Annotated in this window: 14 protein-coding genes and 1 pseudogene; 4 read left to right on the forward strand and 11 right to left on the reverse strand. The window is 60.6% G+C overall.

Annotated elements, in window-relative coordinates:
* Position 1: 1 nt before the first annotated feature.
* From D1227_RS17090 to D1227_RS17125, 8 genes are all read right to left on the reverse strand, one after another.
* On the reverse strand, positions 2–3061 hold the full coding sequence (locus D1227_RS17090; protein ID WP_119405554.1) for a TonB-dependent receptor plug domain-containing protein: 3060 nt from the start codon (positions 3059–3061) through the stop codon (positions 2–4).
* A 334-nt stretch (positions 3062–3395) separates the two neighbouring features.
* A complete protein-coding gene (locus D1227_RS17095) occupies positions 3396–4733 on the reverse strand; it encodes a spinster family MFS transporter (RefSeq protein WP_119405555.1) in 1338 nt (445 codons plus the stop codon).
* Positions 4730–5593 (reverse strand): alpha/beta fold hydrolase, encoded by an 864-nt coding sequence (locus tag D1227_RS17100; protein WP_119405556.1) that lies wholly within the window; start codon positions 5591–5593, stop codon positions 4730–4732. The genes D1227_RS17095 and D1227_RS17100 overlap by 4 nt, the downstream gene beginning before the upstream one ends.
* 78 nt (positions 5594–5671) lie before the next feature.
* On the reverse strand, positions 5672–7999 hold the full coding sequence (locus D1227_RS17105) for a TonB-dependent receptor (RefSeq protein ID WP_119405557.1): 2328 nt from the start codon (positions 7997–7999) through the stop codon (positions 5672–5674).
* Positions 8000–8144: 145 nt separating this feature from the next.
* Positions 8145–9146: a helix-turn-helix domain-containing protein gene (locus tag D1227_RS17110; RefSeq protein WP_119375144.1), complete on the reverse strand. Its 1002-nt coding sequence runs from the start codon at positions 9144–9146 to the stop codon at positions 8145–8147.
* A gap of 114 nt (positions 9147–9260) precedes the next feature.
* Positions 9261–10292, reverse strand: a complete 1032-nt coding sequence (locus D1227_RS17115) for a LacI family DNA-binding transcriptional regulator (protein ID WP_119375145.1) — start codon at positions 10290–10292, stop codon at positions 9261–9263.
* 14 nt (positions 10293–10306) lie between these two features.
* A complete protein-coding gene (locus D1227_RS17120; protein ID WP_119405568.1) occupies positions 10307–11980 on the reverse strand; it encodes an alpha-glucosidase in 1674 nt (557 codons plus the stop codon).
* Positions 11981–11995: 15 nt separating this feature from the next.
* The gene (locus D1227_RS17125) at positions 11996–13870 is read right to left on the reverse strand and encodes an alpha-amylase family glycosyl hydrolase (protein WP_119405558.1); all 1875 of its coding nucleotides are present in this window, start codon (positions 13868–13870) and stop codon (positions 11996–11998) included.
* A gap of 259 nt (positions 13871–14129) precedes the next feature.
* On the opposite strand from D1227_RS17125, the gene D1227_RS17130 reads away from it, so the two are divergent.
* The 3 genes from D1227_RS17130 to D1227_RS17140 all read left to right on the forward strand — a co-directional run bounded on the left by D1227_RS17130 (position 14130) and on the right by D1227_RS17140 (position 19256).
* Positions 14130–16226 carry a glycoside hydrolase family 97 protein gene (locus tag D1227_RS17130; RefSeq protein ID WP_233349679.1) on the forward strand — a complete coding sequence of 699 codons (2097 nt, stop codon included), beginning with the start codon at positions 14130–14132 and terminating at the stop codon, positions 16224–16226.
* A 67-nt stretch (positions 16227–16293) separates the two neighbouring features.
* Positions 16294–17877, forward strand: coding sequence for an MFS transporter (locus D1227_RS17135; RefSeq protein WP_119405559.1), 1584 nt, complete (start codon positions 16294–16296; stop codon positions 17875–17877).
* Complete coding sequence (locus D1227_RS17140) at positions 17874–19256, forward strand: alpha-amylase family glycosyl hydrolase (RefSeq protein WP_119405560.1); 1383 nt, start codon at positions 17874–17876, stop codon at positions 19254–19256. Before D1227_RS17135 ends, D1227_RS17140 begins: the two co-directional genes overlap by 4 nt.
* A 4-nt stretch (positions 19257–19260) precedes the next feature.
* Here the strand turns inward: D1227_RS17140 and D1227_RS17145 are convergent, their stop codons facing one another.
* On the reverse strand, positions 19261–19959 hold the full coding sequence (locus tag D1227_RS17145; RefSeq protein WP_119405561.1) for a DUF6445 family protein: 699 nt from the start codon (positions 19957–19959) through the stop codon (positions 19261–19263).
* Positions 19960–20042: 83 nt separating this feature from the next.
* Here D1227_RS17145 and D1227_RS17150 point away from each other — a divergent pair, with 83 nt between their 5' ends.
* Positions 20043–21551 (forward strand): tryptophan halogenase family protein, encoded by a 1509-nt coding sequence (locus tag D1227_RS17150; protein ID WP_119405562.1) that lies wholly within the window; start codon positions 20043–20045, stop codon positions 21549–21551.
* Here the strand turns inward: D1227_RS17150 and D1227_RS17155 are convergent.
* Positions 21527–23035 carry a tryptophan halogenase family protein gene (locus D1227_RS17155; RefSeq protein ID WP_119405563.1) on the reverse strand — a complete coding sequence of 503 codons (1509 nt, stop codon included), beginning with the start codon at positions 23033–23035 and terminating at the stop codon, positions 21527–21529. The genes D1227_RS17150 and D1227_RS17155 overlap by 25 nt on opposite strands.
* A 119-nt stretch (positions 23036–23154) precedes the next feature.
* A pseudogene (locus D1227_RS17160) lies at positions 23155–23724 on the reverse strand (TonB-dependent receptor); the annotation flags it as partial.

The following is a 23724-nucleotide window of genomic DNA, read 5'->3' on the forward strand; positions in this document are numbered from 1 at the left end:
CCTAGAAGCGCTTCGTGATGTTAACGAAGGCCCGGCGGCCGAGATAGTCGTACTGCGACACGATGAGCGAGTTGCCCGCATCGGCGTCGGAGACAGCCGGCGGATGCTCGTCGAAGACGTTCGCGACACCAACGCGGAAGGTCCACGTATCGGCCTCATATTGAGTCGAGAAGGTGTGGTAGATCGTCTCTTCCGTGTAGTACTTATAGCGGACCGGGGTTCCGTACAGCGTTGTGCCGACTTCCCGCTGGCTGCGCTCTGTCTGGTCAGTCTCACCGATGTAATCCACGCCCCAGAAGAAGCTCCACGGTGTTTCAGTGTCGAGATTGAAGTTCAGGTAACCCGTGGTTTGGGGCTCCCCATACTCGCCATTGAGGTCTTCAATGTCGTCTTCAGCAAGCAGCTTGGTGAAGGATTCCAGCTGGTGGGTCACTTGTCCCTCGACGGTCAGGCGGCCCCATCTTGTGTCGTGGCCATAACGAGCCGTGAAGTCGATGCCTTCATTCTTCTGTGAGTTCACATTGATGAACTGCGCCCGGACGTCCGTGATGCGGTTGGCATCCGTTGCATCCGGAGCGTTTCGGTCAAATCGGCTACACAGCGGATCATTCGGGAAGCTCTGCGACTCATAGCAGCCGAACACGATGGCCTGGGCTGTGAGAGTCGTGATCTCGTCGTTGATCTCGATATCGAAGTAATCGACGGCGAGCGACAGATCGGCCCATTGTGGCGTGTAGACGAAACCAGCGCTGAAGTTGTCGGAGGTTTCCGGCTCCAGAAGACCGAGACCGCCCCCGCGGAACAGGTCGGCCGTGATCGCCCCGCCGACATAGTCGTCGGGAATGCCGGCTGCCGCACAGTTGGTCTGGATAATCGCTGCAGTATCAGGGTCGCCCCAGTTGATACATGGGTCGATCACGCCTTGGCGGACGAAACTTGTTTCATCAGCCAGGTACAGTTCGAAGAGACCAGGTGCCCGGAATGACGTGCCTTGAGTTGCCCTGAGTCGTATCTCTGGAGTGACCGTCCAGTTCAGGGCGAGCCTGTAATTGTCGCCGGTTTCATCAACCGTACTGATATCGGTAATCCGGCCCGAAGCCGTGAAAAGAAGGCTTTCCACGAACGGAAGATCGGCTAGCAGCGGCACTTCGATTTCACCGTAATAGGCCGTCTGTTCCTGAGAGCCGGTGGTGATGCCGGCCGATGAGGAGCCCCAAGCGTTGCCAGCAAGGACGATATCGGATGGCGTATCTGTGATCTCGTCTTCCTGATAGAGGAAGCCGATAGCCGCGTTGACCGTGCCAGCGGGGAGCTCAAAGATGGGACCGGTTATGTAGCCCTCGATCGAGGACTGGATGTACTCGGTATTGCCGGTTTCCTTGGTGAACAGGAAGTCTTCGACCTCCTGGCTGTAATTACCGCGAAGCAGTTCCGGATCGAACCACGGGACATCCACACAAGGACGGTTTGTGATGGAGGTTACGCCGCCATTGTAGTCGCTACAAAGCGAGGTCTGGAAGTTATAGTCGTAGATCGAGTCGCCGTAGATGAAGTCCTCGGTGTAATCGCCCTGAGAGTCTGAATACTGGTAGGCCAGATCCCAGCTGAAGCCATCGAGAAAACCTGTGAAATCACCGCGCAGGCCAGCGACATAGCGCTGGTATTCGACGACCACTTCTTCGTCGTTACGATCGGAGATTGCTGTTGGTGAGAACCACTGCAGGCCGGTCCAGCCCTGTGCTGATGGTTCCGGGTTCATGCCCGTACCACCGAAAAGGCCGAGGCTGTCCTCACCATAGTGATAGGACCAGAATTGCGAGTAGCTGTCGTTGAAGGTTTCACGCCGGTTGTACAGCGCCTCACCATAAGCAGTGATATTGGGTGTCAGCTCGAAGTCACCGGACAACAGGAATGTGAACCGTTCGACTTTCGGCTGCAGCGTCTCGGCATTTTGGAACGGGTGATCATAGTCGACCAGGCCGCGCGCTTCGTCACCAACAGTTATGCCATTCCAGGCAGGCAAGCCGTCGATGTCATTCTGGTCATAGTAGATTGGGAAAAAGCCCTGCGGAACCGAAAGTTGCTCCGGATCGCCCGTGTTGGGATACCCTGGAAGGCCGTTTGCCGCCAGAAACCCGTCGTAATCATACTGGGCCAGGAAGGGGAAAGTCGTCGGCACATTGGTGTCGCCTGCATAATCGTAGATCCAGACTTGACCCCAGAGAAGGTCGCGGCACTGGAACTCGCCGGTGCGCGGATCGATGACGTCGGCCCGACCGCCGCCGGTCTCGTTGAAGGCATACGCTTCGCCGCAATCCAGATAATCGCGGTCACCACGCGACAGTTCGCGGCGCTCGTAATAGTCCACGGTGGCTCGGACAGAACCTCGTTCGAACGACTTGCCGTAGCTTCCGCTCAAACGAAACTCTTCGCCGCCGCCTTTTTCGGGGGCGGAGATGTAGCCATCGATGACACCACCATCATCCTTGCGCGTGATGATGTTCACGACGCCAGCGATGGCGTCAGACCCGTAAACGGCCGATGCGCCGTCCTTGAGGATTTCAACACGCTCAACAGCGGCCAGAGGAATGGAGTTGAGGTCGAAGGCGGAAACCGAGCCGCGCGTCCCCGAAGGACCGGCGCGGCGGCCATCGAGCAGGAAGAGCGTCCGGTTGGCGCCAAGACCGCGCAAAGACAGGGTTTCTGCGCCGGTACCGCCATTGCTGACGAATGCACTCGAAACGGCACCGTTGATCTGGGCCGAGCCGGATGCAGCGGTCGAAGACTGAAGCAGTTGGGCGACGTCGGCGATGCCTTCAATCTTTGCTTCGTCGGCTGTGAGGACGTCGATCGGTGCAGCGCTGGAGAATTCGTCGCGCGCAATGCGGGAACCGGTGACGACAACTTTATCCTGGCGCGCTTCGTCTGCCGCTGGTTCTTCGTCTGCGGGAACCACGACGACGCTCTCGTCAGCTTCCTGCGCACTTGCATATCCGGCCACCAAGGCCAGGCACAGTGCGGACGAGTGCATCAGACGCACTCCAAACTTCTTGGTGAACATGTTTTACCCCTCTAACTATCGCCGTCGGATACGGAATCCGGACGGCTGCCCGAGTTTTATTGAGTTGAATTAACCCTGATTGACGCCTGTCACGCACCGTTCAGCGTCCAAAACTGCGCGTCAACATAAATTTGTACTTTTTGTGGCCATTCGAATTACAGGTGTCGTATTTCTGACACGATCTGACTGTTTCCGGCGCATAACGCCCCGCATTTCCTGTCCGTTCGACGTGTGGCGATCCTCATACCAGCACAATAGACTCCGGGATTGTCCGCGGCGCGGTGAAGTGCGGCGGGGCTACCGCGCGGCCTGTATTGGAGAGCCCGGTCTCAGCTCAGCCAACTGCCTCGGTTTCGTGCACCGCGACATGCTCCGGCCGCGGGGAAGGCGTTCCGGCGGCCCGCTCGACATCCTTGCGATAAGTGCGGCCGGCGAGCAGGAGGCAAACTATGCTCGCGGCGTTGAAGGCAAGAATTACCTTCAGCGCCGAGGCCAGCGGGGCTGCGTTTCCGGCATCAAGGAACATGTCGCTGATCCGCCCGGCAATCCATGGCCCGCCGCCAATCCCGATCAGGGTCAAGCTGAACAGGGTGAAGGCCGCCGCCACCGAGCGCATGCGGACTTTCACGAGTTCCTGCGTCGCTGTGTAAGCGATCGAGGCGTAGATCAGGCCGACAAAGCTCGGGATGATATTCCAGACATAGGCCATTTCGACGCTGTGCGCGCTGAGCATCATCCAGGCAAAGGGCAGGGCAGCGGCGCTGCACACCGCGATCATCCACGGCCGCCAGCGCAGGTCCTTCGCCGAGAGCCGGTCGCAGACCGCGCCGAGGATCATGGCGCCCGCGCCGCCCACGCCGCCAATCAGCAGGCCAAGCGGCAGCGAGACCTGCGAGACGGTGACGTCGAACGTTCGCTGCAGATAGCTCGACGTGAACGCCACGAAGGCGTTGGCAGAAATACAGATCATCAGGCAGCCGGCCAGGATCAGCATATAGGATTGCTGGGACAGCATGAATTTCAGCGTCTCGAGGAAACCCGGCGCGTCTTCGGTCGACTGGTAGGCATCGGAAGACCCGCGCACCGGCTCGGTGACCGTGAACCGGACGAGAAGCGCCAGCAACAGGCCGGGTATGCCAGCCGCGAAGAAGGCGGCGCGCCAGCCGAACTGGGCGTAGACGAAGGCGCCGAGAATGTAGCCGACCATGATCCCGAAGCCGATGCCGGTCGTGTAAACGCCAAGGGCAAAGGCGCGCTGCTGCGGCGGATAGAGATCGGCGATCATGCTGGTGGCTGGCGGCGTGCCACCGGACTCGCCGATGCCGACACCCATCCGCGCGAGGAAGAGGTGCCAGAAATTGTTTGCCAGCCCTGTCAGCGCCGTCATACCCGACCAGATCGTCAGGGCCAGCGTGATGATGTTGCGCCGGTTGCCGCGGTCGGCCCACATTGCGACCGGAATGCCGAGCGTTGCGTAGAGCGCTGCGAAGGCGAGACCTGTCAGCAAGCCGATCTGCTCGTCAGACAGCCCGAACTCGGCCTTGATCGGTTCGATCACCGTGATCAGGATTTGCCGGTCAACATGGTTGAAGGTGTACACCAGTGTCAGGACGATCAGCACCCAGGTCCGGCCGGCCAAGACGCCCTGATCCTTCGTCGATGTTGTATTCATGACTGGGTCTCTATCCGTTTGAGGAAGGCGCTGATGGCGCTGACGGCTGCCGGTTCGTCCAGCATCGGAGCGTGTCCCCGCCCAGGAACGACGGCCAGCTCCGCATCCTTGTGGCGCCTTATCATGCGCGCGGCGATCTTTTGGGAAAGGATGTCGGACTCGCCGCCGCGCACGACGAGTAGCGGTATCTTCTTCAGGGATGAGAAGACCCGCCACATGACGACACGCGTCAGCAGGCCGGGCTTCGACTCCGCGAGCGAATTTGTGATCTCCGGATCGTAGTCGAGCTCGAGCCTGCCATCCGGCTGCTTTTTCCAGGTCCGCTTTGCGAAGGCCGACCAGTCTTCATCGCCATAGTCAGGGAAGGCGGCGCCCTGCGACGCTTTTGTCTTTGAAATCGCATCGCACCAGCTTTCGACCGGCTTGGGATCGCTTGCATAGGCCGCGATCCGTTCAAGGCCCGCGCGCTCGACAACCGGACCGACATCGTTGAGGACGATACCGCTGAACCGGTCCGGCGCGGACTTGGCCATCAGCATCGCCATCAGCCCGCCCATGGACGTGCCGATGAGCGCCACGCGCGACAGCTTGAGATGGTCGAGAAGGGTCAGCATGTCCCTCGCATAGACCATGGGCGTGTAGGTCTCTGCGTCCATGGTGCGATCTGACTGTCCGCGCCCGCGCACATCGACTGCGATGAAGCGGTAAGTCCCGCCCAGCGCCGCGATCATCGGCTCGAAATCCTTGTGGTTCCGGGTCAGCCCATGCATGCACAAGGCTGTCAGCGGCGCGTCCTCTGGGCCGTAGGACCTGGCATACAGATCCAGTCCATCAGTCGATTTGTAGAAGATGTCGCTCATTGTCCTGCCCATTCGTCACAGGTTTGGACATGCACGGCACCTTTCGATGCCGCACATGTCCTTGGGAGGAAAGGCAGCCTAGAACTTGTAATCGACGCCTGCCGTCACTGTACGCGGATCGCCGTAGAAGGCCGTCAGCGTGCCCTCAAGGCCAAGCGGTGAGCCGATGGTCACGAAGTCGTAGCCCGCCACGATGTATTCCTCGTCGGTCAGGTTCTTGCCAGTCAGGTTGAAGCCCCAGCGGCCATCACCGGTTTCCCAGCGGATGCTGGCATCCCACAGCGTGAAGGCTTCCTGGTCGAGCGGTCCGGGCACTTCGAACTGACTGGAGTCGCCGCGATAGGAGAGCTGCGTGTTGAGCAGCAAGTTGCCGCCAGCAAATGGTGTGTCGTAGGAGATGCGGCCGTTGGCGGTCCAGTCCGGCGTGTTCTGAATGACGCGCTGATCGGCGACGTTGTTGCCGAAAGCATCGATGAACTCGTCATACTGGGCGTCTAGATAGCCGACCGACCAGCCAAGGTTCAGCAGGTCGCCCGACCTTGCCATGTCTTCGGCAACCGTGGCGGTGCCTTCGAACTCGACACCCCAGATGGTTGCGGCGCCGGCATTGGTCGTCACGCCGCTGAAGGAGTCGTTGATACCGTCGTCATCGGTATCCACACCGATCGAGCCGGGAACCTGAACGTCCTTATAGTCCGAATAGAAGGCTGCCAGGCTGTAGTTCACGCGTCCGTCAAGCTGGCTGGCCTTGTAGCCGACCTCGTATGAGTCGACCTCTTCCGGGTCGAACTGCATGAAGGTGAATATTTCCTGTTCGGAAACGGTGCCGTCCTGGTCGAGGTCAGGGGCAGCCGAGGTCTGACCGCGCGGGTCGAAGGAGCCGCCTTTGAAACCCTGCGAGTAAGTCGCATAAAGGTTCATGTCAGGCGTGGGGTGATAGCTCACGGAAATGCGCGGGCTGAAATCGTCGAAATCGGCTTCGCCATTAAAGTCGGACGTCGTCGCGATGAGGATCGGATCGCCACCGAAGAATTCCGAGAAACCACCGATATAGGTGCGCCGCAGGACCTGAGACTTACGGGTGTCTTCAGTGTAGCGGCCCCCGAGAGACAGGGAAACCTTGTCCGTCAGATCGTATGTGAAGTCGCCGAAGATCGACCATGTTTCGGTCCCAACATCACCGAATGTCTGGGCGTTGAGGCCGGGCAGGTTCAGCAGGTCGCCCGTCGTGGCTAGCAGCACGTCGAACACGGTCGATGCATTGGCGTCGAGATAGTAAAAGCCAATGAGGCCTTCGAGCCGGTCGCCGGAATAGAGGAATTGAAGTTCTTCCGAGAACTGATCATTCTCGTAAATCGCCGGAACGTCCAAATCGGCTTCGGGAAGCGAGTCGAAATCGATCGGCGAGGTGCTCTCGTCTTCGCGGTAGGCGAGGATATTCTTGATTGTCCACTGATCATTCACGTCGAATTCGGCGACCAGCGAACCGCCATAGGCTTCCACGCGCTGTTCGATCACGTCCAGCCCGGCGCGCGTGTCGAAGACATCGCCGAGAACGGGGTAGGTGAAGGGCGGAAACTGGTCGTCGAGCAGCCGGTGCCCCTGGCGGGCATTTGACTTGTCGAGTGAATAGTCGGCTGCGGCGCGCAGCTGGAAGCTGTCGCTGACATCAACTTCTGCCGAGAGGCGGGCTCCGAACAGCTTCTTGTTGTAGTTCTCCTCGCCGGTGATGATGTTTTCGCCGAAGCCATCGCGGTTGAAGCTCGCGACAGCGGCGCCCACGCGGAAACTGTCTGTGACGGGCAGCGAGGTGGTGATCACGCCATCCAGCTGATTGTAGCTGCCGGCCTTGAGATTGACTTCATAGGTAGGCTCATCGGTCAGGCCGCGCGTGACATATTTGACGGCGCCGCCAATCGTGTTTCGGCCGTATAGCGTGCCTTGCGGCCCGCGAAGGACTTCCACCCGTTCCACGTCATAGACATCGAGAACCGCGCCCTGCGGCCGGTTGAGGTACACATCGTCGACATAGATGCCGACGCCCGCTTCGAAGCCGGCGACCGGATCCTGCTGGCCGACGCCGCGAATGAAGGCGCTGAGCGTGGTATTGGTGCCGCGCGAGACTTCCAGCGTGACGTTTGGCGTGATCTTGGCGATCTCGGTGAGGTCGGCCACGCCGAGATCGGCCAGCAGATCCCCGTCAAAGGCCGAAACCGACAGCGGAACATCGACGAGGTTTTCCTCGCGGCGCTGGGCGGTGACCTTCACGGCTGTAAAACGGCGCTGGGTTTCTGCGCCGGCATCGTCTTCGGCGGTGGCGTCCTGCGCGCTGGCGCCAAAGCCAGCCGTCAGGGCGATGGCCGATACCAGGCCAAGACGAAACGGATTCAGGGTGTAAGCTTTCATGTAGTTCCTCCCATCGGCGTCTGAGGCGCCGTCTCATGAATGACGCGAACTGCGCCCTATGCGGGAGAAACTCACTTGATGATGGCCATCTGCCAACGACATCAGCCGTCAAGCGGAGTGAACACTTTCGCTCACGCGGATGTGATCAGGATTGGCAAGCCTGCGCGAAAGCGGCCGGTGTCTGGCCTTTCCAGCGCTTGAAGGCGCGGTTGAAGGCGCGGATGTCTGAGTATTCGAGTTCTTCGGTTGTCCGCGCGACAGAACAGCCACGCCTCAGCATCGCTTCGGCCCGCCTTAAACGGGCGGTCAGGAGCAGCTGGCGGAAGTGGCTGCCCTCTTCGGAGAGGCGGCGGCGGAGGGTCGCCACGCTCATGTCGAGCCGGCGGGCGACGTCGGCCTGGCGGGTGATACCGTCATCGATGAGGTCCATGGTGCGGGTCGTGACGCTGCGCATGGCGCTATTGGTTTCACGGGCTTCCAGATAGCTGATCACGCGCGAGAATATGCCGTCGGCGCTGAGATCTACCTGGCCACGAATCTGGATGGGACGGCACGCCATGTCATAGTCGAACGAAAGCTCATAGGCATGGCTGCCATAGTCGATCGGAACCGACCAGAAACGGTTCTGGGGACGCATCGCGTCCCCGCGCTTGCGTTTCAGCCGGACACGCCGGAGCGCGGCTTCGGCAACGCCATTCGTGAGGCTGTCGAGAAGGCTGTGAATCTTGATCAGCAGGCAATCGCCGATCAGCTGCACGAAATCCGGATCGTCGTCGGACAGGTATGGAAAGCTTTCATCGTCGATGACGAGGCAGACCCGGTCGTCGCTAAAACGCAGCGAGTTGTAATTGTCGCCATGCATCATGTTGATGTGTTCGATCAACACTTCGACGGCCGAAAGCAGGGAGGTGGCCTGCTGCATCTGGGCGACCAGGAAGTGACCGGTCTTGAAGGTCAGCTTGCGTTTGGACAGCACGGCTGTCAGGTCGTCGGAGGCGACGGCGATGTCGCGCTGGATGCGGAAATAGTCAGCAATCGGAATGCGCCCGTCCACCCCGTCTGACAGGCCCCGTAGGTCGATTCCCTTCTCCGACGCGGCGTCAAGCAGCGGCTTCAATTCTGACAGCAGGATCGATGCATTCGACATGGCGATTCCCGGACAAGCTAGCTTTATATCGAAGGCAAGTGTGCCACAGCATCAGGTTTCTTGCCAATCTCGATGCGCCGTTGCTGCGGGTATCGCGCCGGGGCCGTGTCCGCGTCAGGCGCCGCAGGACTCGCGTACGATCAGCTCGGTCGGCGAGCGTTCGGAGCGGCGCGATCCGCCTTGTGAGTCGATCAGTTTCGAGACCAGCAAACGGCCGGATTTTACTGTGTCCTGAGAGATGGTCGTCAGCGCCGGGCGCGTGAGCCGGCTAAAAGGAACGTTGTCGTATCCCACCACCGATACGTCTTGCGGTACGCGCCGTCCCGAGGCCTCGATGGCGCGGATGGCACCCAGCGCGATGAGGTCGCTGGCCGCGACGATCCCGTTAAAATCCATGCCCCGCTCGATCAGGCTGTGAACGGCCGCTTCTGCGGACTCGACCTCGAAATGGACCGGCAGGTACCAGTCGGGCCGCGCCTCGATACCGGCCTGGTCCAGCGCTTCGAGATAGCCCTTGTAACGTTGCATGGCTTCGGGCGCTTCGGTATCGCCAAGGAACAGGATCTTGTCCCGCCCGAGCCGGGTAAGATGCGCCGTCGCCCGCCACCCGCCGCGTGGATTGTCGCTGCCGATCGAGCAATAGGCCTGCTCGGGCAGTTCCGCGCCCCAGACGACAAAACGGCTGTCCTTCATCGCCAGCTTGTTGAATTCAAGATGCAGCGAACTCTGGCCGATGAAGATGACGCCATCGGCGCGGCTGGTGCTCATCGCGAAGGCGAGGTCGTCATAGGTGGTCGGCGTGATGTGGCTCATCAGGACATCGCAATTCCGGTCGCGCGCAGCTTCAGCCACCCCTGCCAGCAGTTCGAAGAAGAAGGGATCGTAGATATGCCCGTCGCGCGCCTGCGGTTCGGGCACGACGACAGCGATCGTCGCCTCGGCCCCGATCGGGCCGGCCGGCATGCGCTGGCGAAAAGGATAGTCCAACTCGCGGGCGAGTTCCCAGATCTTCTGCTTGGTACGCCGATTGATCGCCGGGCTGTCGTTCAGCGCACGCGAGATGGTCGAGATCGAAACGCCGGCGCGCTCGGCCAGGTCCTCCAGGCGGGTCGTCCGCTTTTCTGGTTGGTTCGAATTCTTGGCCATCGTGCCGGGTTTCCTCAGTTTTCGTGCGCTTGCCCGACGGCCCAGTAGCCGCTCCAGGGCTCGAGCTGTCCGGGCACGGACGGCTTATCTACGGCGCTGCCGCGTTCGTGTGCAACCACCGCAAGTGCGTTACCCTCCGGCGGCATATAGCGGCGGATGGTGTCACTGACGTTAAAGACGCAGAGAACAGTCTGACTCTGAAGCGTTCGCTCGAAGGCGATGACCCCTTCCGGCGCGTCGAGAAAGCGCAGGCTGCCGAGCCGCAGGGCCGGCCATTTGCGCCGCTCCGCAATCAGGGAGCGGGTCACGTTCAGGCTGGAGCCGGGGTCAGCCTCCTGGAGGTCGGCCGAAAGCGGCACATGGCCGGGATCAACCGGCAGCCATGGCTCACCCGCCGAGAAGCCGGCATGCGGCTTGTCCGCTTCCCATGGGATCGGTGTGCGCGCACCGTCCCGTCCGAGCGTGCGCGGCCAGTTGGCGATCGCTTCGGGATCCTTGAGGTGCTCGAAGGGTACGTTCGCCTGAGGCAAGCCGAGCTCCTCGCCCTGGTAGATGAAAGCATTGCCGCGCAGGGCGAGCAGGAGCAGAAGCAGGAGGTCAGCAGCCTGCTTGCGGTCGCCGGCGGCGGCCCAACGGCTGACGGCACGCGGGGCGTCATGGTTCGAGAAGGCCCAGCTCGGCCATCCCTCCGAACCGGTGCCTGTCCACTGGTTCAGCGAGCGTGCCACCCGGTCGGGCGAGAGGCTCTTGGCATAGAGAAAGTCAAAGCTGTAGGCGGAATTCAGCCGGCTGTCGCCCTCGGTGAACCGCTTCATTTCATCGATGGGGTCCGGGCCGCCGATTTCGGCCACGGTGAACTTGCCGTCATAGGTGTCGAGCAGAGCGCGGATACGCTCCAGGAAAGCCGGGACCTCGGGCTGCGACATCGAATAGATGTGGCGCTGCATGTCGAATGGCCGGGTCACAAGGTCCATCGGCAGGCCGGACGGCGGATTGTCCCGCAGTTGCCGGTCATGCATGGCAAAGTTGATCGCATCCAGCCGGAAGCCGTCGACGCCGCGATCCAGCCAGAACTTCGCCGCCGCGAGCAAGGCGTCCTGAACCTCCGGATTATGAACATTCAGGTCGGGTTGTGAGGGCAGGAAGTTATGGAAGTAGTATTGCTGTCGCCGCGCATCCCATTTCCATGACGTGCCGCCGAACACGGACTGCCAGTTGTTCGGCGGGGATCCGTCTTCTTTGGGGGCTGCCCAGACATACCAGTCGGCCTTGGGGTTTGTCCGGCTCTCCCGGCTTTCGGTGAACCAGGCATGCTCGTCCGATGTGTGGGAATAGACCTGGTCGATGATGACCTTCAGGCCGAGCGCATGTGCCCGTTCGACAAGCCGGTCGAAATCCTCCAGCGAACCGAACATCGGGTCGACATCGCAGTAGTCCGAGACGTCGTAGCCATAATCCTTCATCGGCGACTTGAAAAAGGGCGAGAGCCAGACCGCATCCACACCCAATGAGGCAATGTGGTCCAGCCGCTTGATGATGCCTTTCAGGTCACCAATGCCGTCGCCGGTCGTATCCTGGAAGCTGCGTGGATAGACCTGATAGATGATCGCCCCCGTCCACCAGGGGGCGTTCAACGTATCGCGTTCGGATGGACGGCGCGCGAGCGCATTGTCTGGACATTTACTCATTTCAATACTCATGGATTAGCCCTGCTCACTGTAGCAAACCAGGAAGTCGAGCGGGGCAACTGTTATCGGATAGCTGCCGGGCGAAGACGCGGCAGGGGCGCAATCTCCGTGCAGCGAGGCCCACTCAGCGGACAGGCCCGATACCGAAAGGTTCAGCTTGCGCGCCTCTTCGTCGGCGTTGAAGACGATAAGGTATTCTCGCGTGCGGTCTTCATTGAAGCGGGACATGGCAAACAGGCCGCCCTCTTCGTCAGAGTGGCGGATCACCTGCTTGCCGCGGCGCAGGGCAGGGTGCGCCATGCGGGTCGCGGCCATTTCAGCGATGGCGCTAAAAAGCGGATGCCGGGTGTCGAAGTTCACTTCAGCCGTCGTGGCCTGCGTGCCGACGAGATCATTGTCGTTGTAATCGGCAACCTGGCTCTCGAACATGTTCTCGCGCGCGGCGCGGTCATGGCCATCGGAAACGAAGCCCTGCTCGTCGCCATAGTAGATGGTCGGCACGCCGCGTGAGAAGATCAGCATGGCATGGGCAAGCTTCAGGCGGGCCAGCATCTCCTCATCCGTCATGTCCGGATCTGCCTCACGCAGGAAACCGGCAAAGCGGCCCATATCGTGATTGCCGAGAAAGGTCGGCAGGATGGCAGCTGTCTCCAGGCCGTCGGCATAGGAATGATCGACTTCGAACAGCTCTTCCAGCCGCCGCGCCGGCGCGCCGTTGACGACAATGTCCTGCAGGACGCTCTGCAGGGCGAAGTCGAGCACGGAGGTTAGCCTGTCGCGCGTCGTATAGGCGGAGAGGCGCCCGGCATCGAACTCGTACACTTCGCCGAAGACGTGGAAGTGATGGATGCCAAGGCTCCTGGCATGCGCCTCCATGGCGGGCACGAAAGCCTGCCAGAATTCCGGGTTCACATGTTTGGCGGTGTCGATGCGGAAACCATCGACGCGGTAGTCGGTGATCCACTGCTTGTAGATGTCGATGAAGCCTGCCACGACGCGGGGGTCCTCGGTCATCAGGTCGTCGAGGCCTGCGAAGTCCCCGAACCGCGAGCTCTCGCCCTCAAAGGCGGAATTGCCGCGATTGTGGTAGTAGATTGGATCGTTCAGCCAGGCAGGCGTCTTCGCTGACGCTTCATTCGCGGGCACAAAGGGATGGTAGGCCCAGTCCGGATTGTCGAGGGCTTTGAAGTTTTCCGCGGTTTGATACGCCGCATCGCTGCCCAGGAAACCTTCATTGATGACCGGGCCATCCGGACCGCCTTCGGTCGTCCATGGATAGGCGCCCTTGCTGCGGTAGACGCAGCCCTCTTCACCCACTTCATCGCCCGGCGCAGCGGTCTCGCTGCATTCGCGGTACTGGATTACATCGGCCGTGTGGTTGGTGATGATGTCCATGTACACCTTCATGCCGCGGTCATGGGCCGCCTCGACAAAAGCCTTGAAGTCCTCCCGTGTGCCGAGATGCGGATCGACATTGGTGAAGTCGGTAATCCAGTAGCCATGATAGGCAGCACTCTCGAGGCCGGGCGGGCCCTGCACGGGTTTGTTCTCGAAGATTGGCGTCAGCCAGATCGCGGTCGCGCCGAGCGCCTCGATATAGTCTAGCCGGCTGGTCAGGCCTTTCAGGTCGCCGCCGTGATAGAAGCCATTATCGGTCGGGTCGAAGCCATGGTCCAGCCGATCTCCGGAAATGCCGCCTCTGTCGTTTGACGGATCGCCATTCTCGAACCGGTCCGGCATGACGAAATAGATGATCTCGTCCTGGGGCAGACGATCCTCCAATGGCGGCAAGGGCTTGGCATCCGGGGCCTGAGCCAGGCTGGTGCAGCCGGCTGCGGCGAGCAGCGTGGCGAGGACTCCGGCGCGCAGGTATGCGGATGTTCTGGTCATGGGGGCGCTCCCTCTTTGCTACGGATGTTCTTTTGTCTATTTCCGCAAACTTTTGCATTGGTAGCATGCGAGCTAATTCACGCAAGATGCTATCCGCAAAATCTTTGAAAAACCTTTTAAGATTGGGGTTTTTGGGGATTGGAAAGCGTGCGTCCATTGGCGTCCCCGATTCGTATTTTTGAAAAATTTGAATTGACTTGCAAAAGTTTGCAATACAGTCTGGGGTCTATAAAAGACGGCCAACCGGGAGGGTCACACCATGAAAACAACGCGCATCGCATCCGCATTTTCCATGGCTCTGATGGCTGGTGCCGCGATCGCGTGCGCGGCTCCGCAAGCCTCCGTCGCCCAGGCGCAGGCGCCGGACGCGGTCGCTCCCTCTGAGGTTTTCACCGTCAGCTCTCCGGATGGGCGCACGCGCGTCGAGGTCACGGCCCGCGATGGCCAGCCTGTCTATTCGGTCGAGCGCGATGGGAAGACGATTGTCGGTGTCTCGAAATTGGGTCTGCGCTTTGCCGAAGGCGCCGATCTTGACCGGGGCTTTTCGGCTGTATCGGCCAACCGGGCGGTCGTCGATACGCAATGGTCCCAGCCTTGGGGTGAGCGGACCATCGTTCAGGACCGGCACGAGGAGGTTTCCGTGCGGTTTGTCTCGACAAGCGGTCCGGAGCGGGCGTTTACCCTTCGGGTTCGCGTATTCGATGAGGGGGTCGCTTTCCGTTACGAAGTGCCGGACATGGGCGAGCGCGCTCTCGTGGATGAAATCACGGAATTCGCCGTCGATCCTAATGCGATGTCCTGGTGGACGCCGGCAGGCGAGTTCAACCGGTACGAATATATCTACAAGACCACGCCGGTGCGCGACATGTACCGGGTTTATACCCCTTTTACACTGAAAATGGACTCTGGTGAGACCGCCGGTCCATACGTCGCGATCCACGAAGCCGCCCTGATCGACTATGCCGGGATGTGGCTGGACCAGCGCCGGGCCGGTGTACTGGAAGCCGAACTCGCTCCGCGCCATGACGGTGTAAAGGTGCGGGTCAGCGGCGCTTTCAATACGCCCTGGCGGGTGATCCAGATCGGCGATACGGCCGCCGACCTGGTCAACGGCTCCGACATCTACCTCAACCTCAATGAGCCGAACACGCTTGGTGATGTCTCCTATTTCACGCCCGGCAAATATGTCGGGATTTGGTGGGGCATGCACATCAACAAGTACACTTGGGGCTCAGGCCCCAAGCATGGCGCGACAACGGAAAACACCAAGCAGTATATAGACTTCGCTGCTGAGAATGGCTTCTCCGGCGTGCTGGTCGAGGGGTGGAACATTGGTTGGGACGGAGACTGGTTCAGCAATGGCGACCTATTCCGTTTTGCTGAGCCCTATCCGGATTTCGATATTGAAGCACTGTCGGATTATGCCGCCTCGAGAGGCGTGGAGCTGATTGGCCACCACGAAACCTCAGCCAATATCGCAAACTATGAAGCCCAGCTCGAAGACGCGTTCGAGCTCTACCGGGACAATGGCTATTCCACCGTGAAGACAGGCTATGTCGCCGATGCGAGCGACCTCGTCGTTCATGATGATGAGGGCATTCGCCGCTATGGCTGGCATGACGGGCAGGAGCGGGTCGTCCATGACCTCAAGGTTCTGAAAAAGGCGCATGAATATGGCCTCGCGATCAACGCTCATGAGCCAGTCAAGGATACCGGCCTTCGCCGCACCTATCCGAATGCGGTCAGCCGCGAGGGCGCCCGAGGCATGGAGTTCAACGCCTGGGGCACGCCGCCCAACCCGCCAGAGCACACGGCGATCCTTCCCTTTACCCGCCTGCTCGCCGGTCCGATGGATTTCACGCCAGGCATCTTCGACCTGATGCCGAATGGCGAGGATGACCAGAACCGCGTGCAGACGACGCTTGCCAAGCAGCTCGCCCTCTATGTGGTCATCTACAGTCCGGTGCAGATGGCCGCTGACCTGCCGGAAAACTATGAGGCAAATCCCGAGCCGTTCCAGTTCATCAAGGATGTGCCCGCGGACTGGAAGCAATCCATTGCGCTGGATGGAGAGGTTGGCGATTTCATCGTCCAGGCCCGCAAGGATCGCAATTCCGACAACTGGTATGTCGGTGCATTGACCGATGAGGATGCGCGCACGGTCAGCATTCCGCTCGGCTTTCTCGACAAGGGGCGTGCCTATACAGCTGAGATCTATCGTGACGGACCGGACGCCGACTGGAAGACGAATCCTTACGCGATCGCGCTCGAGACGCGCGATGTGACGGCGTCCGACATCATCGAAATTCCGCTCGCCACGTCGGGCGGAGCGGCTATCCGGCTGATTGCTGAATAGGCTGCCAGAAAAAACTATTGTGCCCGCGCGCCCAAATAGAACAATGGCGCGGGCTGGGAGGAAGAGGATGCAGAAACCCAAGCTGAGCTTCGGCCAGATCTGGAACATGTGTTTCGGATTTCTCGGTATCCAGATTGGATTCGACCTGCAGAACGGCAATGTGAGCCGGATCTTCCAGACACTTGGGGCCAGCATCGACTCGCTTCCGATCCTCTGGATCGCCGCCCCCCTCACCGGCCTCATCGTCCAGCCCATCGTTGGTCATTTTTCAGACAAGACCTGGGGGCGTTTCGGTCGGCGCAGGCCATACTTCCTTGTCGGGGCGATATTTGCGTCACTTGCCCTCTTCGTCATGCCGAACAGTCCGGCGCTCTGGATCGCGGCGGGCACGTTGTGGATCATGGACGCATCGCTGAACATTACCATGGAGCCGACCCGCGCCTTTGTCGGGGACATGCTCCCGGATCGCCAGCGCACGACCGGCTATGCCATGCAGAGCTTCTTCATCGGTCTGGGGGCCGTGATTGCCGGCGCGCTGCCCTGGCTGATGACCGAGTTTGGCGTCTCGAATACCGCACCCGAGGGTGAAATCCCGATGACTGTGCATCTCGCTTTCTATATTGGTGGCGCCGCGCTGTTCCTGGCTGTCCTGCTGACGGTGCTCACAACGCCGGAATACTCGCCGGAGCAGATGGAGCAGTTCGAGGCAGCGCGGCGTGAAGCGCTCGGGCTTGGTGAGGCCATTGATGACGACTCCCCGCCGCGTTCGGCGGGCGCTTTCTTCAGTGGTGGCCTGGCCTGGCTCGCGATTGGTCTTCTGCTGGGTGGTTTTTTCTGGGCGGGCATGATGGACCCTCGCCCATCCTGGCTCACCTGGCTCGGCTATGTCGAATTCAAGCAGGACCTCTACGTCTTCGCGGCCCTGATTGCAGGATTTGGCATCATTCAGATGGCGGCAGGCGCCATGCGCGCCCAGGGGCGGGATCGCAACGGTTTCATGGAAGTCGTCGGCGACCTGTTCCGCATGCCGGTGACCATGCGCCAGCTCGCAACCGTCCAGTTCTTTTCCTGGTTCGGCCTTTTCGCCATGTGGATCTACGGCACGCCGGCGGTCGCTGACCATCATTATGGTGCAACGGATGCGGCGACGGCGCTCTACCAGGATGCGGGCAACTGGTGGGCCCTTCTCGGCGCGGTCCGTAACGGCGTCGCTGCCGCGGCTGCGCTTGCTATTATCTGGCTCGCCGCACAGGTGGACCGGCGCCGCTTGCATGCGACCTGCCTGTTGCTCGGCGCAATCGGGTTTGCCGGAATGGTGCTGATTGATGATCCGGCACCGCTCGTCCTGCCCATGGTGGGTGTGGGGGTTGCCTGGGCGGCAATCGTGTCGGTGCCCTATGCGATTCTCGCCGGCTCCGTGCCCGCGCGGAAAATGGGCATCTATATGGGCATCTTCAACATTTTTATCGTGGTGCCCCAGCTTGTCGCTGCGACGTTGCTCGGTTTCCTGCTGCGTACCTTCTTCGGCAATGAGCCGATCTGGGCCTTCGCAATCGCCTCGGCCTCTTTCACCTGTGCCGCGATCGCTGTGCTCTTTGTTTCTGACATTCCCGAGGACGCTTCGCCTGAACCGCTGGGAGCCGACGCATGATCCGCCTCTTTGCCACAAGTCTGACAGCGCTCGTGCTCGCGGCCTGCGCTTCTACGCAGCCGCCCGTGGCCGACATTTCTTCGCGCTGGGCCCCGCAGCCCTACGTCCAGGTCGATCATCCTGACTGGGCCGATGACGCTGTCCTTTACCAGCTCAATACCCGCCAGTTCACCGAGGAAGGTACATTCGCCGCCGCGGAGCTTGAGCTCGACCGTCTCGCCGATCTCGGCGTCGATATCATCTGGCTGATGCCCATCCATCCTATCGGCGAAATGAACCGCAAGGGCAGCCTCGGTAGCCCCTATTCGGTCAGGGACTATTACGGCGTGAACCCGGAATTCGGCACGCTCGAAGACCTGAAATCCTTTGTCGACGCCGCCCATGAGCGCGGCATGCATGTCATCCTCGACTGGGTCGCCAACCACACCGCCTGGGACAATCCGCTCGTTGAGCAGCATCCTGACTGGTATGAGCGCGACTGGGACGGCGACTTCATGCCAACCCGCTGGTGGGACTGGTCGGATATTATCGATCTCGACTATTCCCATCCGGAGCTGCGCGAATACATGGCCGGTGCGATGCGCTACTGGGTCGAAGAGGTCGGCATCGACGGCTACCGCGCCGATGTCGCCGGCTACATTCCGCTCGACTTCTGGGAAGAGGTTCGCGCCGAACTTGATAGCGTGAAACCCGTCTTCATGCTCGGTGAGTTCGATCAGCGCGACATTCACAGGCGCGCCTTTGATGCGTCTTATGCCTGGGAGTGGAAGAACATCATGCACGCCATCGGCAAGGGCGAGGCGAAGGCCAACGCCCTGTTTGGCTACTATTCCGGCAATGAGAGCGTCTGGCCGCACGACGCCTACCGGATGACATACACCGCCAATCACGACCAGAACTCCTGGGACGCCGCCGCGCCGGATTTTTACGGTCCCGCCTATGAAAGCGCCATTGTCCTCTCTTTCGTCGGCGAGGGCATTCCGCTCATCTATAACGGGCAGGAAGCCTTTAATGAGAAACAGCTCGAATTTTTCGAGAAAGATCCGATCCAGTGGCGCGACCATCCAATCGAAAACCTGTTCAGGGCGCTGATCGAGCTCAAGACGGAAACGACGGCGCTCCACAATGGGGCGGCTGGCGCGCGCATGGTGCCGGTGGTGAATACCGCACCCGAGGACGTGCTGAGTTTTTCGCGCATGGATGAAAATGGCGGTGTTTTGGCCGTCATGAACCTGTCGCCGCGCGATCAGGTGGTGCAGTTCACCGATGGTCCTTATGCCGGTCAGTATACGGAATATTTTTCGGGTGAGCGCGCGGTGCTCGATGCGGAGACTGAGCTGGACCTGCCAGCCTGGAGCTACCGGATCTATGTCCGCTGAGCGGTCAGGTGCGAACCTTCAGGAAGGTGTTCACCGTCAGGCGCGGGTCCGCGCCAGGCTGACCAATCTGTTCGGGCTTCAGGACATCACCCGAATGAAGCCGGTAGCCCCGGTAGATCACCATGCGGTTGAAGGCGGCCTCGACGCTGCCAATACGCTCGAATTGATGGGTGGAGCCCGAAAAGTAGGCGGCAGGCGGAAGGCCATCGCGAGTGGCTTCAGCCTGCAAGCTGGCCGTATAGGGCTGGAGCCTGTCTTCGGTGACGGTCTCGTAGCCGGTCGCGCAATGCCGGTAAAAGCTCGTGCCGCCCGCGTCTGCCGGACAAAGATAATGGAGCAGGGCGAGGTAGGATTTGTCGGTACTGTCGAAGTGCGGAAGCCGCTGGATCGGCGTGAGCGCTTCGGGACGTGTTGTCATGACGGAGAAGTTGCACTCCACCAGCGCAGCGCCCTTGCCGGCCTCGAACACGTCAGTGAGCAGGTCCTTCAGGAGGCTCATCCGTTCGGCAAGATAAGCCGAAGGTGCCGGCGCGCGCTGGCCCGGATAGTGACGCCCGGCGGGCCCAAAGATCGAGGCTGCAGATTGGCGCACAAGTGCGTCAGGGTCGCTACAAAAACCATCAATAATTACAATGGGTTCGCCTTCGTTCCCGAAGCGTTTGATGGACACGCTTCCATAGGCTTCGGAGCGGGTGCTGGTCATCGTGATCAAACTCCTGGCGCGGGTCAGCAGAGTATACCAGCAGGCTGTGCTACCAAGCGCAAATACCGTGAGGAGTGCGTCGCATGAAGTCCGGACCGGTTCAGAAAGTTGTGATCGCTGGCGGTGGCTCGGCGGGCTGGATGACGGCAGCGGCACTCGCCAATGCCACGCAGGGTAGTTGCGAGATCACGCTGGTCGAGTCCGAGGAGATCGGCACCATCGGCGTGGGTGAGGCGACCATACCGCCCGTGAAGTATTTCAATGCCCGTCTCGGGATAGATGAGGCGACCTTCCTGCGGGAGACGAGCGGGACGTTCAAGCTGGGCATTGAATTCATCAACTGGACACGTGACGGGCACGCCTACTTTCATCCATTCGGCCAGTACGGCGCCGAGTTCGACGAGGTTCCATTCTATCAGTATCTTATCCGCGAGCTGATCGCCGGTCGTGAATCATCCGTAGACGGTTATTCGATGGCATGGGCGGCGGCGAAAGCTGGAAGGTTCGAACATCCCGCTCGGGATCGGCGGCTGATCCAGTCGACCTTTGATTATGCCTATCACTTCGACGCGACACTCTATGCCCGCTTTCTCCGGAGGTATGCCGAGCAGCGCGGCGTAACCCGTGTCGAGGGCCGCATGGTCGATGCGATGCAGGATGGCGAGACTGGCTTTGTGCGTTCGGTGACACTGGAGGACGGCCGGGCTTTCAACGGCGACCTCTTTATTGATTGTACCGGCTTCTTTGGCCTTCTCATTGAAAAGACCATGAAAACCGGTTTTGAGGACTGGTCTCACTGGCTTCCTTGCAACCGGGCCGTGGCGGTCGCCTGCAAGGCAGATGAGCCGCTTCTTCCGTATACGAAATCAACCGCGAAGACAGCCGGCTGGCAGTGGCGTATCCCGCTGCAACACCGGGTCGGCAACGGCTATGTCTTTTGTGACGACTACCTCTCACCGCAAGACGCTGAATCAGAATTGCTGGCCAGCCTCGAGGGTGAGCCGCTTGCGGAGCCGAGACATTTACGGTTCCAGACCGGACGCCGGAATAAATTCTGGAACGGCAATGTTGTCGCCATCGGTCTCTCCGCAGGGTTCATGGAGCCGCTGGAATCGACCAGCCTGCACCTGATCCAGTATGGCATCATGCGCCTTCTCGCCATGTTTCCCGGCCGGGACATGTCACCCCTGCTGGCAGAAGAGTACAACGCGCTCACGACGGCCGAGTATGAGCGGATCCGCGATTTCCTTATCCTGCATTACAAGGCGACCGAGCGGCGCAGTGACGGTTTCTGGCGTTATTGCAGCGAAATGGATGTGCCCGAACGGCTCGCCTACAAGATCGACCATTTCCGCAGCCACGGCATGATCGTCTCGGACGAGCGCGAACTGTTCACCAATCCGAGCTGGATCGCCGTTTATCTGGGGCAGGGCGTGGTGCCTGAGCGCGCGCCAGCGCTGTCTGGCATGAGGGCCGCAGTTCCCGTCGCCGAGCGCCTCGGCCAGGTGCGTTCTGCCATGAAGGAAGCGGTTGCCGCGATGCCGGATCATCGCGCCTTTATCGAACGCTATTGCAAATCCGCCTTGCAGTGAGATCGCAGGAAATCCGCATGTTCCGGAAGCTGAGCCGTGGCTCTTTCTACGATGGATTCAGTATCAGACAGGAACCGCGACAGTTGCTCTGATGACAGACGGTTGGCCATGGCGTGATAGGCCTCAGGCATCAGGCCTTGGCCAATCATGACCTGCGCCCAGCTCGACTCGCGGAACAGGTCCTCGGGCTCGGTATGGAGAAGCCCGCCGCCGGCAAACAGGTCCATCTTCGCTTTCAGGCTGTCGGGCACGTCCATGTTCGCGCAGTAGCGCCAGAACTCCGTGTCGTCCCGGTCTGTTCGATGATAGTGCAGGATCAGGAAGTCCCTCACCAGCTCATATTCATGTCCGACGCGCCGATTGTATTCGGCGATGTTTGCCGGTTCGAACCTGCGCGTCGGGAAGAGCTCGATCAGGCGGGAGACATTGGACTGGATAAGGTGAATGGAAGTCGACTCAAGCGGTTCGAGGAAGCCGCTCGACAGGCCGATCGAGACGCAATTTTTCGCCCAGAACTGTTCGCGCCGCCCGGTGGTGAAGCGCAGCGGTTTCGGATCAGACAAGGGCGCGCCATCAAGATTGCTCACCAGGATTTCGGCTGCACGTGCTTCGTCGATAAAGCTGTCGCAGAAGACGTGGCCGTTTCCGGTGCGGTGTTGAAGCGGGATGCGCCATTGCCAGCCGGCCTCGCGCGCCATGGCTTTGGTATGAGGCAGGAGCGGCTCAGTCTTCTGCGACGGCACGGCGAGCGCCCGGTTGCAGGGGAGCCACTTCGACCAGTCGATATAGTCGATGCCCAGCGCGCCATCGATCAAAAGTCCGCGAAAGCCCGAGCAGTCGATAAAAAGGTCGCCGGCAACCTGCTCACCATTCGCGAGCTGGACGGACTCGATAAAGCCGGTCTCGCTGTTGAGATGGCTGGCCGAAATCCGCCCTTCGACCCGGTTGACGCCGGCGGCTTCGGCAAAGCGGCGAAGATAGGCGGCGTAGAGGCCCGCATCGAAGTGGAAGGCGTAGGCCAGGCCCGTCATCGATGTATTGCCGACCCGCTCCATGCGTCCGAACTTGTTCGCATACGCCGCGCGATGATGAAGCGAAAAGTCCCACAGGCTCGATGCGCTGCCCTCGGCGCGGGCACGCAGCCAGTAGTGGTGAAAGTGGAGGCTCGCCAGGTTGATGCCCGGATCTCCGAAAGTGTGGATGTAGCGCTCGCCAATGCGGCCCCAGTCCGAAAATTCGATACCGAGCTTGAAGCTCGCGCGGGTTTCGCGGACGAACTCATCTTCATCAAGGCCCAGCATGCCGTTCAGCCGGCGGATCTGCGGGATCGTCGCTTCGCCAACGCCGACCGTGCCTATCGCTTCGGATTCGATCAGCGTGATGGTGATGGAGGAGGGCAGTAGCTTTGCCATGGCCGCAGCCGTGATCCAGCCCGCTGTGCCGCCGCCGACGATCACGACTGTCTCGATCTGGACGCTTGTCATGCGTGCTGTTTCCTTGCCCCTGGCTCGGCGCCAACTTAGCGGCGCGGGAGAGATAAAAAAGGCCCGCCCTCGGATGAGGAAGGCGGGCCCTGTTCACGATTTAGGAGGAGAACCAGGCCCTAGAAGGACTTGGAAATCGTGAAGTTGTAAGTCGTGCCGTAAAGTTCGTGGCGGCTTGGGAACCTCACCGTCGGATCCACGGTCTGGTTTTCCGTCACGAAAGGCTCGTCGGTCAGGTTGAACACCTCGAAATTCACACCGAAGCCTTCCAGCGGTCCCTGGTCCCATTCATAGCCGACCTGGAGGTCAACGATGGTCTCGTCCAAGGCCTGAGCGCCCGACAGCGAGCCGTCGAAGTTCTGGACTTCGGAGAGGAATTCCGACCGGTGACGCGCGCTCACGCGGGCCCGCCAGCCATGGTTCTCGTAGTAGACGTCGCCAGACCATACCGTGTCGGAGTAGCCTGGGATGGCCAGTGATCCGCCGTTACCGTCGTCGAGCTCATTGTCGGCATAGGTGTAGCTGGCATTGAAGCCAAACCCTTCGAGCGCCGGCGGCAGATAGTCGTCGAGGCTCATTCGGAGCGTCGCCTCGAAGCCTGTGATCGAGCCCTCCGTGAAGTTCTCCGGTCCGCTCAGGACGACCGGTGCGATTTCCGGATTGGCGTCGAGGAAGTCGCCCAGGCCACC

It is taken from the genome of Henriciella mobilis (genome assembly GCF_003576315.1).
Classification (GTDB): Bacteria; Pseudomonadota; Alphaproteobacteria; order Caulobacterales; family Hyphomonadaceae; genus Henriciella; species Henriciella mobilis.

What these genes read in the sequence shown, in the direction of transcription:
- D1227_RS17120 (WP_119405568.1), bottom strand. Translation starts at nt 11,980, where the DNA reads ATGAGTAAATGTCCAGACAATGCGCTCGCGCGCCGTCCATCCGAACGC.
- D1227_RS17125 (WP_119405558.1), bottom strand. Translation starts at nt 13,870, where the DNA reads ATGACCAGAACATCCGCATACCTGCGCGCCGGAGTCCTCGCCACGCTG.
- D1227_RS17140 (WP_119405560.1), top strand. Translation starts at nt 17,874, where the DNA reads ATGATCCGCCTCTTTGCCACAAGTCTGACAGCGCTCGTGCTCGCGGCC.
- D1227_RS17110 (WP_119375144.1), bottom strand. Translation starts at nt 9,146, where the DNA reads ATGTCGAATGCATCGATCCTGCTGTCAGAATTGAAGCCGCTGCTTGAC.
- D1227_RS17115 (WP_119375145.1), bottom strand. Translation starts at nt 10,292, where the DNA reads ATGGCCAAGAATTCGAACCAACCAGAAAAGCGGACGACCCGCCTGGAG.
- D1227_RS17100 (WP_119405556.1), bottom strand. Translation starts at nt 5,593, where the DNA reads ATGAGCGACATCTTCTACAAATCGACTGATGGACTGGATCTGTATGCC.
- D1227_RS17135 (WP_119405559.1), top strand. Translation starts at nt 16,294, where the DNA reads ATGCAGAAACCCAAGCTGAGCTTCGGCCAGATCTGGAACATGTGTTTC.
- D1227_RS17130 (WP_233349679.1), top strand. Translation starts at nt 14,130, where the DNA reads ATGAAAACAACGCGCATCGCATCCGCATTTTCCATGGCTCTGATGGCT.
- D1227_RS17155 (WP_119405563.1), bottom strand. Translation starts at nt 23,035, where the DNA reads ATGACAAGCGTCCAGATCGAGACAGTCGTGATCGTCGGCGGCGGCACA.
- D1227_RS17145 (WP_119405561.1), bottom strand. Translation starts at nt 19,959, where the DNA reads ATGACCAGCACCCGCTCCGAAGCCTATGGAAGCGTGTCCATCAAACGC.
- D1227_RS17090 (WP_119405554.1), bottom strand. Translation starts at nt 3,061, where the DNA reads ATGTTCACCAAGAAGTTTGGAGTGCGTCTGATGCACTCGTCCGCACTG.
- D1227_RS17095 (WP_119405555.1), bottom strand. Translation starts at nt 4,733, where the DNA reads ATGAATACAACATCGACGAAGGATCAGGGCGTCTTGGCCGGCCGGACC.
- D1227_RS17105 (WP_119405557.1), bottom strand. Translation starts at nt 7,999, where the DNA reads ATGAAAGCTTACACCCTGAATCCGTTTCGTCTTGGCCTGGTATCGGCC.
- D1227_RS17150 (WP_119405562.1), top strand. Translation starts at nt 20,043, where the DNA reads ATGAAGTCCGGACCGGTTCAGAAAGTTGTGATCGCTGGCGGTGGCTCG.